Source organism: Stenotrophomonas sp. YJH_SMC_10 (genome assembly GCF_059371555.1).
The window spans coordinates 139,972-152,564 of record NZ_JCAFUS010000002.1 but is presented as its reverse complement, the minus strand read 5'-3'; the positions used below and the strand labels follow the sequence as shown (position 1 = coordinate 152,564).

The 12,593-nt window shown below is 68.2% G+C and carries 9 protein-coding genes; 3 read left to right on the top strand and 6 right to left on the bottom strand.

The genetic code is table 11. The features are described 5' to 3' along the window. The first annotated feature begins 3 nt into the window (after positions 1-3). The 3 genes from AC5P9C_RS04025 to AC5P9C_RS04015 are packed head-to-tail and all read left to right on the top strand — an operon-like array spanning position 4 to position 4,503. On the top strand, positions 4-2,799 hold the full coding sequence (locus AC5P9C_RS04025; protein WP_414615307.1) for a TonB-dependent receptor plug domain-containing protein: 2,796 nt from the start codon (positions 4-6) through the stop codon (positions 2,797-2,799). A gap of 43 nt (positions 2,800-2,842) precedes the next feature. After that, a complete protein-coding gene (locus AC5P9C_RS04020; RefSeq protein WP_343543673.1) occupies positions 2,843-3,799 on the top strand; it encodes a hypothetical protein in 957 nt (318 codons plus the stop codon). Further along, on the top strand, positions 3,796-4,503 hold the full coding sequence (locus AC5P9C_RS04015; RefSeq protein ID WP_343543667.1) for a hypothetical protein: 708 nt from the start codon (positions 3,796-3,798) through the stop codon (positions 4,501-4,503). The genes AC5P9C_RS04020 and AC5P9C_RS04015 overlap by 4 nt, the downstream gene beginning before the upstream one ends. An 84-nt stretch (positions 4,504-4,587) precedes the next feature. Here the strand turns inward: AC5P9C_RS04015 and AC5P9C_RS04010 are convergent, their stop codons facing one another. From AC5P9C_RS04010 to AC5P9C_RS03985, 6 genes are all read right to left on the bottom strand, one after another. Beyond that, the gene (locus AC5P9C_RS04010) at positions 4,588-5,253 is read right to left on the bottom strand and encodes a lysoplasmalogenase (RefSeq protein WP_343543669.1); all 666 of its coding nucleotides are present in this window, start codon (positions 5,251-5,253) and stop codon (positions 4,588-4,590) included. Continuing rightward, entirely contained in the window at positions 5,250-7,133 is a 1,884-nt protein-coding gene (locus AC5P9C_RS04005; protein WP_414615306.1) for a M61 family metallopeptidase, read from the bottom strand. Before AC5P9C_RS04005 ends, AC5P9C_RS04010 begins: the two co-directional genes overlap by 4 nt. A 182-nt stretch (positions 7,134-7,315) precedes the next feature. After that, a complete protein-coding gene (gene ispH / locus AC5P9C_RS04000) occupies positions 7,316-8,266 on the bottom strand; it encodes a 4-hydroxy-3-methylbut-2-enyl diphosphate reductase (protein WP_049466122.1) in 951 nt (316 codons plus the stop codon). Positions 8,267-8,293: 27 nt separating this feature from the next. After that, entirely contained in the window at positions 8,294-8,818 is a 525-nt protein-coding gene (lspA, locus tag AC5P9C_RS03995) for a signal peptidase II (RefSeq protein WP_053506130.1), read from the bottom strand. Continuing rightward, a complete protein-coding gene (ileS, locus tag AC5P9C_RS03990) occupies positions 8,818-11,649 on the bottom strand; it encodes an isoleucine--tRNA ligase (RefSeq protein ID WP_053462462.1) in 2,832 nt (943 codons plus the stop codon). Before ileS ends, lspA begins: the two co-directional genes overlap by 1 nt. Further along, the gene (locus AC5P9C_RS03985; protein WP_049469065.1) at positions 11,646-12,593 is read right to left on the bottom strand and encodes a bifunctional riboflavin kinase/FAD synthetase; all 948 of its coding nucleotides are present in this window, start codon (positions 12,591-12,593) and stop codon (positions 11,646-11,648) included. Before AC5P9C_RS03985 ends, ileS begins: the two co-directional genes overlap by 4 nt.

Genomic DNA, 12,593 nt, shown 5'->3' with positions numbered 1-12,593 from the left:
GTGATGGCAGTACCGGGCGCGCTGCAGGCGGGGCTGCTCCGCAGCCTGTTCTGCATCTCGCTGAGCCTGGCCGCCCTGCCGCCTGCCGATGCGGCCGAACAGGCCGGCACGCTGGAGCTGCACGTGGGTGCCGGGCCCCTGGCGCCGGCGTTGCAGCAATGGGCACGGCAGAGCGGCATCGCGCTGCTGTTCGACGCCCGCGAGCTGGACGGCCTGCGCACCTCCGGCACCCGCGGCCACAGCGATGCGGCCGCAGCCCTGAAGCAACTGGTCGCGGGCATGCCGGTGAACATCCTGCGCACACCCTCAGGCGGGTTCGTCATACGCCGCATCCACTCCGCGCCACCGTCGCCACCGCCGGTCGCAGTGCGCGCCGCGCCCGCCGTCCCTGCACCGCGCAAAGCGGCCGAGGCGCCACCACAGGTGGAACTGGCGCCGATCCATGTCACCGGCAGCCGACTGCCACGCACCTCCGTGCAGACCACGCTGCCGGTGACCATCATCGACCGCGATGACATCCTGCGCAGCGGTTACGGCAGCCTGTTCGACCTGCTGCGGCACTTGCCGGGCATGAACGGGCACCCGGCGATGAGCACCTCGCGGGGTGGCGATTCGCAATACCTGCCGGTCGGTGCGGCCACCACCACCAGCCTGGACGGCATGGGCCCGCGTGCGACCCTGTTCCTGGTCAATGGCCGTCGCCTGCCACGCTATCCCATGGTGTCGCTGGAACAGGGCGGCCTCACCGACCTGGGCGGCATCCCGCTCAGCTTCGTCGAACGCATCGAACTGGTGCGCGGCGGCGCCTCGGCCATCTATGGCGCCGACGCGATGTCCGGCGTGGTCAACATCATCCTGCGCGACCAGGCCGACGGCCCTGAGGCCATGCTGCAGACCGGCCTGAGCGGACGCGGCGACGCCGGCCAGTATCGCGTGCAGGCGGCGACCGGTGGCGTGCGCGAAGGGGGGGATCGCTGGTTCGCCGGCATTGACCTGCACCGCATCGAGCACGTGGCCGGTGATCGCCGCGAGTGGCATGCGGAAACCTCGCAGTACCTGATCGGCGCGTTCCGCGATGGACGCTACTGGCCGGCAAAGCGCTGCGAAGGTCCATTGAAGCGACGCGACGGTGCCTGCTGGTTCGACAGCGCGCGCCCGCGCTCGCTGCAACCGGCTTCGGATACCGCCGCGGCCTACCTGCGCTATCGCCATGAGCGTGGTGAAGGTCGCTATGCCTACGCCGAGGCGCGGGCCAGCCACAACCGGCAACGCTTCGACCTGGGCCCGACCGCCGTTGCCATCGGCCTGTATGGCTTCACCTTCAACAGCGTGCTGCGCGAAGCCGGCAACGTGCGCCCGCATGTACGCGCCACCGACGCCGACGTCACCGTCGGCATCGGCCGCGACCAGGGCCGGCGCAGCTGGGAGGCCGGGATCAGCGCACAGCGCAGCGATGTCACCCTTACCACGTCGGGTACGGTGCGTGCCGAACCGCTGCTGCGCGCGGCGGAGACGCTGGATTTCCTGCCCGGCTTCACCTCGCTGCCGGCGGAGGCCGCCGCGCAGTTGTTCCCCTCGATCCGCAATCGCGGGCGTACCGAGCAGTGGCAGGGCTGGTGGGGCATACAGCGCGAGTTGATGCCGTTGGCCGGCGGTGCTGCACAACTGGCCACCGGCATCGACCTGCGCCAGGAGCGCTGGACCTCGCATCCCGACGCCCTGCTGAGCCAGGGCGACCTGGCGCTGGGCCTGCCGCAGGAACAGCGCCACCTGTCGCGCCGAAGCGGCGGTGCCTATGCCGAGCTCGGCCTGCCCCTGGCGCACACGCTGCGCATGGACCTGGCCGCACGCTGGGACCGCGACGGCGACTACCAGGCCTTCTCCCCCCGCGTGGGCGTGCGCTGGAGCCCCACGCCCCGGTGGTCCTTCCTGCTCGCCAGCGGGCGCGGCTACCGGGCCCCCAGCCTGTTCGAGCAGCGGCGCCCCCCGGGCTACTTCGGTGCGATCGAGCTGCCGGCCTCCAGCGCACTGCCCGACTGCGCGCAGAGCAGCGGCAACGGGCGCTGCAGCGTCACCGTGGACGTGGTGGAGAACGATGCGTTGAAGGCCGAGCGGTCGCGCAGCCATTCGCTCGGCGCGACCTGGACGCCGACCGACACGTTCTCGCTGTCGCTGACCCACAACATCGTCGAGCTGCGCAATGAAATCCTGGCCCTGCAACCGGCCGATGCGGTGTGGAACCGCAGCACCTGGGAGCTGGACGAGGAGGGACGCCTGTACAACCTGCGCCTGTCCTTCGACAACATCGGCCGTACCACGTCGCGCAACTTTGTACTGCGTGGGGAATACCACATCGACACCGGCAGCACCGGCCAGTGGCTGTTCTCGCTCGATGCACTGAAGCAGCAGGCGCTGCGCCGAGAGCGTGGCCAGGACGCTACCGTGGACCTGCGCGGCCATGTCACGCCGACGATGGCCGCGGTGCTCAATGTGCAGTGGCAGAACAGCAGCTGGGACATTGCCCTGCGCGGCAACCAGGTCGGGCGCACGCGCGCCTGGCTGCCCGGTGCGGAATGCCCGGAGGAACAGCGCGAGCAGAACCACTGCATGAACCCCCGGCAGCTGCGCTGGAACCTGCATCTCGCACGACGGCTGGGGCCGCGCGTGGTCGCCGCGCTGGACGTGCACAACGTGCTCGACACGCAACCGGTGAACTATCTGGTCGGCAATGGTGGCCAGATGCCGGGGCTGGATGATCCACTCGGCCGCTATTTCCTGCTGACGCTGCAGATCCGCTGAGCGTAGTACCCTACGCGACCTGTTCCATCGGTCCCACCCCCCCATGAAGGCCTATCTCTGGTTCTGGGGCGCGTTCCTGCTGTTCTTCGCGTTGCCCTTCCCCTGCATCCTCTACGTCGGCACGTCGTGGCCGGTGCAACTGGCCGACCGCAGCGCGCCCTGGCTGGCCCTGCTGCTGCTCGCGCTGTCGGTGATCCTGTGGCTGGCCCTGCTGCTCGCCTTCCTGCACTACCTGCTGCTGGGCCCGCCGCGTGCCCTGCACCGCGTGCGCTCGATCCTGGCCGACGGTGAAGCGCGCGACGCATTGATCGAACAGGCCGAGCAGACCGGCGTGCATGTGCGTGGCCTGGCGCAATGGAAACTGCAGCTGGCCTTCGAGAACCTGTCCGGCACCTCGATCAGCGAACAACTCCTGGTGGTGGACAGCAAGCCGCAGTTGCAGCGTTTCGTGGCCGGCAAGCGCATCGAGGCCCGCCTGAGCCGCGCGCCAGGCGCGTTTCCCAATGTGGTGCTGGAGGGGGCGCAACCGGAGCTGGATGTCGGCAGCCTCTGGCGCCGTGGTGTCGGTGCGGTGATCGGCATCGTGGCGGTGGCCAGTGCCTACGTGGTCGCCTATCGGCTGCAGAGCGAGGGCCTGGGCTGGACCTTCCTGTCTTTCGGCCATCCCCTGCTGGTGTGCCCACTGGTGTTGTGCGGCTACGCGCTGGGCCTGCGCCTGCTCGGCCGGCTGCTACAGGCCGATGCCCGCGGTGACGCGCTGAAGTATCGCGGCATCGGCGTAGAGGCCAGGGTGTTGAAGGTGCGCCAGACCGGCACCTATCTCAACGAGCAGCCGCAGGTGGAGTTCCAGCTGGAGTACATCGACCGCCAAGGCGAGGTACAGCAGGCCCGCGTGCGCCGCTTCATCCCGCTGATCGAGCTGGCCAGCCTCCCGCGCGAGCGGGTCACGCTGCTGTACGACCCGGATGACCGCAGCAACGTGCGCCTGGAGGGAGTATGAAGCAGCCGCCTTCCACACCCGTGGTGTTTTCCACCGTTGTGCTGGTGCTGGCCGGCGCCGCCGTTGCCGGTGGTGCGCTGCAGACGATCGGCGAAACACTGGGCCATTCGGTGCAGGCCGACAGCGCAAGCGCGCCGATCGCCATGCCGCCCGCGCGTGAGAGGCCCGCGTCGCTCGCGCCGATGACCGAGCCGCGGCCGCCGCTGGTGCCCGAACGCAACAACCGGTTGTTCGATGCGGACTACCTGCTGGCCGCCCGCCAGGCACTGGAACAGATGCCTGCGCTGGCTGGGCACCGGCTGACGGTGTTCCACAGCATCCACTTCTACGACGACGGCCGCATCAACCTGGACCTGGTCGATCCGCAGCAGCCGACCCGCGTCGACAGCTACCACTTCGAGCGTGGTCAATGGCGCAAGGGCGACCCGGTCGATCCGCAACGCTTCGCGCCCACCATCACCCTGCGCCGCAGCAGCACGGCGCTGGCCAACATCGATTTCGAGGCCGTACCCCGCGTGGCGCAGGCGCTGCAGGCACAGCGCAACGCATTGATGGGCACACCGGGTGACGTCGGCCACGTCTATGTGATCGTGCGCAAGGGCGGCACCCTGGCCTGGCTGCCGGACGAGGTCGCCGGTGATCGCCAGTCCGCACGACTGTCGTTCGATGCGCAGGGCCGGCCCGGCAACGTAAGCCACCGATAGCCCCCCCAAAAAAAGGGGACGGAGGGGATTAAGTCGTTTACGCCACGGTGCTGTAAACGACTTAATCCCCTCCGTCCCCTTTTTCTATTTCACCGAGCGGGCGATGGCGTACTGCGCGCCGTAGTACGTGGAGAGCACCAGCAGGCTGGCCAGTGGCAGGCCGCCGGCGAAGCGGTCCCAAGCCAGTAGTGAATCGCTGGCGACGAACAGCAGCGCACCGGCGGCCGCCCAGCGCGCGCTGCTGGCTTCCACGGCAGCGGGCGGTGGCCGGCGCCACTGCCGTGCCAGGGCCAGCACCGCCATCGAGGCCAGCACCACCACATACGCCAGCACCGGAATGCGCATCGGTGCGGGGAGGTGCGGCCAGAGGCCCATCACGTTGAGCATGGCAAAGGCACCCAGCAGCACGGCGGCGGCGAACAGTCCGCGGCCCGCGCGCAGGCCGTCGCGGAAGGCCACGATGTAGCAGAGGTGCGCCAGCAGGAACGCCACCAGCCCCGGCACGAACGCATCCACCGGCAACATCAACGCGATGTCACCCACGCACGACAGCAGCATGCCAGCCAGGACCGCGCGCCGGTAGAACGGCTGCGCGGGATCACACACCCGCCAGGCGATGGCCGCGATCAGCAGCGTGGTCGCGGGCTTGGCCAGCCAGTGCAGCCAGCGCCCGTCACCGTCCAGGAACGCGCCGAGGATGGCGAGGATCGCCATCAGCAGGATCACGCCATCGCGGGCGCGCGGCGTCATCGCGCCTTCCACAGCTCCGCAAGGCGGTCAGGCTTGCCGGCGATACGCTCCAGCACCGGGTACTGCAGGCCACCGTGGTAGTCGATGTTCATCGCGTCGATCCGGTCGAACTGCTTCACCAACAGCACGATCGGCGCCTTGTCCTTCGCCGCCGCAGCTACCGCATCCTTCAAGCGCTGGCTGCTGTACTCGCGTCCGCCAACGGCAATCACCTTCATGCCAGGCGCCAGGCCGGCGTTGAAGGCCGGGCTGTCCCAGATCACGTCGCCGACCGTACCGTTGTCGAGCACCGTCGCACCCAGCGAGTACGCCAGCAATGCGGCCTTGGCGCGCTTCTCCTGCGCCTTGTAGGCATCGTTCGGCGTATCGCGGTAGACCAGCCTCCAGCCCGCCAGCTCCAGGCCACCGGTCAACGCGCCGTGGCCGTCCAGGCGCCCGCGCAGGAACGTCGCCCAGTCGTACGGCGCGATGCCGTTCAAGGTCGCGACCACGTCGTCGAAGGTGTACGGGTTGACGTCCCAGTCGCCATTGCCGACGCCGAAGAAGGCGCGCGCGAAGTCATCCAGGCTGCGGCGGTTGCCACTCAGTTCGCGCAGCTTGCCTTCCACTTCCAGCCACAGCATCTGGCCGCCGGAGTAATAGTCTTCGCTCATCTGGTAGTTGCGATACGGCAGCGTGCGGCGCTGGGCGATGGTCGGGTCGTTGGTGGTGTCCTGCAGCGGACGCCAGGCCAGGCCCGGGCGGCCACGGTCATAGGTCGCGGCCACATTGGCCAGCATGTCGCGCGCCTGCGCAGCCGACCACAACCCCGAGCGTGCCGCCAGCACCTGCCCCCAGAACTGGGTCTGCCCTTCGTACACCCACAGCAGGCTGTCGCCCATGGGCACGTTGAAGTTGGCGGTGGCCAGGTCGGCGCCGCGACGGTACTTGCCGTTCCAGGAGTGGGTGTACTCGTGCGGCAGCAGGTCACGCATCCAGGCGTTGCTGTCCCACTCGGTGAAGTAACCCGGGTCGGCGCTGTTCTCGCTGGAACGGTGATGCTCCAGGCCGATGCCACCGAGGCGGTCGGTCAATGCCAGCAGGAACTCATAGTGGTTGTAGTGGCGCGCGCCATAGAGCTTGTCGGCCTGCTGCACCAGCGCGCGGTGCATCGTGATCTGCGCCTCGCTCGGCTTCAGCGACTTGGCGTCGTCGGCGAACACGTTGAGGTGCACTGGTACCTTCGCGCCCGGATCGAGATCAATGCGCTGGTAGTGCTCGCCGGCAAACAGCGGCGAATCGACCAGGTGGTCGTAGGAGATTGGCTTGAACACCACGGTGTCGCCGTCGCGGCGTGCGGTCTCCAGAGCGGTGGCGAACGACCAGCCCTTGGGCAGGGTCACGCTGGCCTGCGCCTGCAGCTGGCGCGCATCGACGCCGGCCGGGTACAGCGAGTTGGCGTTCCACTGCAGGTTGAGCATTTCCGGGGTCATCACCACCCGACCCTGGCTGCCGCCCTGCGAGGACAGGAAATCGAAGTGGGCGACGATCTCGCTGACGCCCTCCGGTACGTTCACCTTGAAGGCATAGACGTTGTACTGGTCGCGCTGCCAGGCCAGCGGCTTGCCGTTGGCGGTCACGCGCAGGCCGGCCAGCTTGTCGATCGGGCCGGTGGGCGAATGGTTGCCAGGAATCCACTGCGGGTACAGCAGGGTCATCGGGCCGGGCTTGGCCGGTACGGTGGCGGTCACCTTGAAGATGCGCCGGGCCAGGTCACGCGCGTCGACATCGATGCGCAGCAGGCCGGCGGCTGCGGCATCCCCCGGCGGCGAGGCCTGCGCCAGCGCGGGCGTGGCCGCCAGCGCAAACAGCAACGACAGTGCCAGGGCTCGGGTCTTCATCAGGCAGCTTCCAACAGCGGGGAATCCTCCGATGCTAGGCCTGTAGCGTGCCCTGCCCCATGGCCAAAGGTCATGGGCAGGCCGCCCATCCTTGCATGCGAAAAAGCGTGCGAACCCAGGTTCGCACCCACCAGAGCAGTTTCAGTAGATCCACGCCATGCGTGGATGAGGCGCTTCCGCGGTCAGTCGACCAACCGCAGCCGCAGTTCCTTCGGCAGCGCGAACACCATCGATTCCGGTTCGCCATCCAGCTCGGACACGCCACTGGCCCCCAGCTCGGCCAGGCGCGCCAGCACGCCGTCGACCAGCACCTGCGGCGCCGAGGCGCCGGCAGTGACGCCGATGTGCTGCTTGCCTTCCACCCAGCGCGGGTCGATCTCGTGCGCGCCGTCGATCAGGTACGACTCCACGCCCTCACGGCGGGCCAGCTCGCTCAGGCGGTTGGAGTTGGAGCTGTTCGGCGAACCGACCACCAGCACCAGGTCGCAGCGCTTGGCCAGGTCGCGCACGGCGTCCTGGCGGTTCTGCGTGGCGTAGCAGATGTCGTCGTTCTTCGGGCCCTGCATCGCCGGGAAGCGCTCGCGCAGCGCGTCGATGATCCCACGCGTGTCATCCACCGACAGCGTGGTCTGGGTGGTGTAGGCGAAGTTGTCCGGCTGGTTGATCTGCAGCGTGGCGACCTGCTCGACATCCTCGACCAGGTAGATCTGGCCGGTCCCGGCTTCGCGGTTCCACTGGCCCATGGTGCCCTCCACTTCCGGATGACCGGCGTGGCCGATCAGCACCACGTCACGGCCGGCACGGCAGTGGCGGGCAACCTCGAAGTGGACCTTGGTCACCAGCGGGCAGGTGGCGTCGAACACCTTCAGGCCACGGCGTTCGGCTTCCTGGCGCACGGCCTGGGACACGCCATGCGCGCTGAAGATCACCGTGTTGTTGTCCGGAACCTCGTCGAGCTCTTCGACGAAGATCGCGCCGCGCTGCTTCAGGTCGTCGACCACGAAGCGGTTGTGCACCACTTCATGGCGGACGTAGATGGGCGCGCCCAGCGTTTCGATCGCGCGCTTGACGATCTCGATCGCACGATCGACACCGGCACAGAAACCACGCGGGTTGGCGAGCAGCACATCCATCAGTTCAGTCTCCCGGCGGCAGCCGGCTTACGGTTTCGGGTTGGCATTATCCGCCTTTTTGGCGGACTTGCCGTCGAACAGGCCAAACAGGGCGATGCCGATGGCACCCACCACGATGGCCGAGTCGGCGATGTTGAACGAGGGCCAGGTGTAGCTGCCCACGTACCACTGGATGAAGTCGACCACGTGGCCGTGCACCTGGCGGTCGATCACGTTGCCGATGGCGCCGCCGATGATCAGCGCATACGGCACCGCGGCCTTCCAGTTGCCGCGGGCGGTGCCGCGCAGCCACCAGGCCATCAGCCCGCTGATGGCGATGGCCAGCGCGGTGAAGAAGTACTTCTGCCAACCACCGGCGTCGCTCAGGAAACTGAATGCCGCGCCGGTGTTGTAGGTGCGGTACCAGTTCCAGAAGCCGTCGATGACTACCACCGGCTGGAACTCCGGCAGGCTGGACAGCACCCAGGCCTTGGACCACTGGTCCAGGCCGATGATGGCCACCGACAGCAGCAGCCAGATCAGGGCGTTCGGATGCGGACGGGGCGCGGCCATCAGAACCAGCTCCGCACTTCGCCGGCGCCGGTCACGTTGCTCACGCAACGGCCGCACAGCTCGGGATGGTCGGCGTTGCTGCCGACGTCGGCGCGGTGGTGCCAGCAGCGCACGCACTTGGCCTTGGTGGTCGGCTGGGCGCTGACGAACACCTCGTCGGTCGTCGCCGGGCGCACCTGCACGTCGCCACTGATGAACAGGAAACGCAGTTCATCGGCCAGCGGCTGCCAGCGTGCGGCCTGCTCTTCGCTGGCGGCGATGGTGATCTCCGCTTCCAGCGCCGCACCGATCGCGCCGTTGGCGCGCATCGGCTCGAGCACCTTGGCCACCTGCTCGCGCACGGCCAGCAGCTGGTCGAAGTCGGCGGCATTGAGCTGGGCATCGGCCGGCAGCGGCGCCAGGCCGTCGTACCAGGTGGTGAACAGCACGTGGCCGGCGCGTTCGCCCGGCAGGTAGCCCCACAGCTCGTCGGCGGTGAAGGTCAGGATCGGCGCCACCCAGCGGGTGAACGCTTCGGCGATGTGGTACATCGCGCTCTGGGCCGAACGGCGACCGTGCGAATCGGTCGGCATCGTGTACAGCCGGTCCTTGGTCACGTCCAGGTACAGCGAGCCCAGGTCCACGCTGCAGAAGTTCAGCAGCAGCTGCACGATCTCGGCCATGTTGTAGCCGTCGTAGGCCGCCTTGATCTTCTCCTGCAGCTCCCACGCGCGATGCACGATCCAGCGGTCCAGCGCGACCATCTGCTCGAGCGGTTGCAGGTGCTGGGCCGGATCGAAGCCGTCCAGGTTGCCAAGCAGGAAGCGTGCGGTGTTGCGCAGGCGACGGTAGGCGTCGGCGTTGCGCTTGAGGATCTCCTGCGACAGCGACATCTCGTTGCTGTAGTCGGCCGAGGCGATCCACAGGCGCAGGATGTCCGCGCCCAGCTTGTTCATGATGTCCTGCGGCTCGATGCCGTTGCCCAGCGACTTGGACATCTTGCGGCCGTGCTCGTCCACGGTGAAGCCGTGCGTCAGGCACTGCTTGTACGGGGCACGCTTGTCGATCGCCACGCCGGTCAGCAGCGAGGACTGGAACCAGCCGCGGTGCTGGTCCGACCCTTCCAGGTACAGGTCGGCCGGCTTGCCGAAGCCACGCGCGGCGAGCACGCCTTCATGGGTCACGCCCGAATCGAACCAGACGTCGAGGATGTCGGTGACCTTCTCGTAGTCGGCCGCGTCGGCGCCGAGCAGTTCGGCAGCGTCCAGCGAATACCACACGTCGATGCCCTCGGCTTCGACGCGGTCGGCAACCTGCTGCATCAGCTCCACCGAGCGCGGGTGGATCTCGCCGGTCTGGCGATGGGTGAACAGTGCGATCGGCACGCCCCAGGTACGCTGGCGCGAGATGGTCCAGTCCGGGCGACCGTCGACCATGCTCTGGATGCGCGCCTTGCCCCAGGTCGGGAACCAGCCGACGGTGTCGATCGCGGCCAGCGCATCGCTGCGCAGGTTGGCCTTGTCCATCGAGATGAACCACTGCGGGGTGGCGCGGAACACCACCGGCGTCTTGTGGCGCCAGCAATGCGGATAGCTGTGGCGGATCGGGTGGAAGGCCAGCAGCGAACCGTTGTCGCGCAGCACGCCCACGATGGCCTCCTGCGCCTTCCACAGGTGCTGCCCAGCCAGCACCAGGTCACCGGCCGGCGGGGTCGATTCCAGGTACACGCCACGGCCGTCGATCGGGGTCACCTGGCCGGCGTTGTACTTGTCCAGCAGGCCGTACTTCTGGCTGACCACGAAGTCTTCCTGGCCATGGCCGGGGGCGGTGTGCACCGCACCGGTACCGTCCTCGTCGGAGACGTGGTCGCCATTGAGCAGCGGGATGTCGCGCTCCGGATAGAACGGGTGCGCCAGCAGCTGGTTCTCCAGCGCCGCACCGGTGGTTTCACCGTGCAGCACCACGCTCTCGACGCCGTAGCGCTGCAGCGCGCGCTCGGCCAGCGCGGCGGCCAGCACCAGCCAACGGCGCTTGCCGTTGTGCGCCGGGCCTTCGGCCAGCACATAGTTGATCTCCGCGCCCAGCGACACCGCCAGCGAGGCCGGCAGCGTCCACGGGGTGGTGGTCCAGATCGGCACGGCCACTTCGACATCGGCCGGCACGCTCACGCCGAACGCCTGGCCGATGGCCTGCGCATCGCGCGCGGCGTAGGCCACGTCGATCGCCGGCGATTCCTTTTCCTGGTACTCGATTTCCGCCTCGGCCAGTGCCGAACCGCAGTCGAAGCACCAGTACACCGGCTTGGCGCCACGCACCAGGTGACCGTTGGCGACGACCTTGGCCAGCGCACGGATCTCATTGGCTTCGAAGTCGAAGCTCAGGGTCTTGTACGGGTTGTCCCAATCGCCGGTCACGCCCAGGCGCTTGAAGTCCACGCGCTGGATGTCGATCTGCTCTTCGGCGAACTCGCGGCACTTCTGCCGGAATTCAACCGCGTCGAGCTTGGTGCCGACCTTGCCCCACTTCTTTTCGACCGCGATCTCGATCGGCAGGCCATGGCAGTCCCAGCCCGGCACATAGGGCGCATCGAAGCCGGCCAGGTAGCGCGACTTGACGATGATGTCCTTCAGGATCTTGTTGACCGCATGGCCCAGGTGGATGCGGCCGTTGGCGTACGGCGGGCCGTCGTGCAGCACGAACAGCGGGCGGCCGGCGGCGTTGTCACGCAGCTGCTGGTAGAGCCCCTGCGCTTCCCACCGCGCCAGAATGCCCGGCTCGCGCTTGGGCAGGTCGCCGCGCATCGGGAATTCGGTGGCTGGCAGGTTCAGGGTGGTCTTGTAGTCCTGGCTCACGCAGTGGCTCGCAATCTATGTTCGGAAAGGAGGGCGCGCGCCTGTTCGGCGTCGCGGTGCATCTGGTCGGTCAGTGCCGCCAGATCATTGAATTTCTCTTCGTCGCGCAGCTTGGCGACAAACTCCACGTCGATGTGGCGCCCGTACAGGTCGCCCTGGAAATCGAACAGGTGGGCTTCCAGCAGCGGCTCCACGCCGTCCACGGTCGGCCGGGTGCCGAAGCTGGACACCGAGGGCCACGGCTGGTCGAACACGCCGTGCACCCAGGTCGCGTAGATGCCCGACAGCGCCGGGGTCTTCGGGAAGCGCAGGTTGGCGGTGGGGAAACCCAGCGTACGGCCGAGCTGGCGCCCGCGCACCACCCGCCCACTGATCGTGTACGGACGGCCGAGCAGGTCGTTGGCGCGGGCGAAATCGCCGTCCTTCAGCAGCTGGCGGATGCGCGTACTGGAAATGCGCTCGCCGTGCAGGTCGACCGCTTCGATCTCGCCGGCACTGAAACCCAGCTCTGCGCCGAGCCGCTGCAGCAGGGCGAGGTCGCCGCGCCGACGGTTGCCGAAGCAGAACTCCGGACCGATCCACACTTCGCGGGCCCCCAGCCGGTGCACCAGCAGCTGGCGCACGAAGGCCTCGGCCGGCATCGCCGCCATCGCCGCGTCGAAACGCAGCAGGCCGACCGCATCGACGCCAAGCTCGTGCAGGATCTCGACCTTGCTGCGGGCCAGGGTCAGCCGCGGCGGTGGCGTGCCCTGCGCAAAGAACTCGCGCGGCAGCGGCTCGAATGCCACGGCCACTGCGGCCACACCCAAGGCGCGCGCGCGGGCAACGGCGTGGCGGACCAGTGCGCGATGGCCCAGGTGGAGGCCGTCGAATGCACCGATACAGACCACGCTTCCGTTGGGGAACAGCTCCCCGCCCTCGACGCTTCTGAACAGCCTGCTCAT

Bases quoted from the DNA above. Each gene is read 5' to 3' on its own strand.
- AC5P9C_RS04025 (WP_414615307.1), top strand. From the start codon at position 4: ATGGCAGTACCGGGCGCGCTGCAGGCGGGGCTGCTCCGCAGCCTGTTC.
- AC5P9C_RS04020 (WP_343543673.1), top strand. From the start codon at position 2,843: ATGAAGGCCTATCTCTGGTTCTGGGGCGCGTTCCTGCTGTTCTTCGCG.
- AC5P9C_RS04015 (WP_343543667.1), top strand. From the start codon at position 3,796: ATGAAGCAGCCGCCTTCCACACCCGTGGTGTTTTCCACCGTTGTGCTG.
- AC5P9C_RS04010 (WP_343543669.1), bottom strand. From the start codon at position 5,253: ATGACGCCGCGCGCCCGCGATGGCGTGATCCTGCTGATGGCGATCCTC.
- AC5P9C_RS04005 (WP_414615306.1), bottom strand. From the start codon at position 7,133: ATGAAGACCCGAGCCCTGGCACTGTCGTTGCTGTTTGCGCTGGCGGCC.
- ispH (WP_049466122.1), bottom strand. From the start codon at position 8,266: ATGGATGTGCTGCTCGCCAACCCGCGTGGTTTCTGTGCCGGTGTCGAT.
- lspA (WP_053506130.1), bottom strand. From the start codon at position 8,818: ATGGCCGCGCCCCGTCCGCATCCGAACGCCCTGATCTGGCTGCTGCTG.
- AC5P9C_RS03985 (WP_049469065.1), bottom strand. From the start codon at position 12,593: ATGAGCAGGCTGTTCAGAAGCGTCGAGGGCGGGGAGCTGTTCCCCAAC.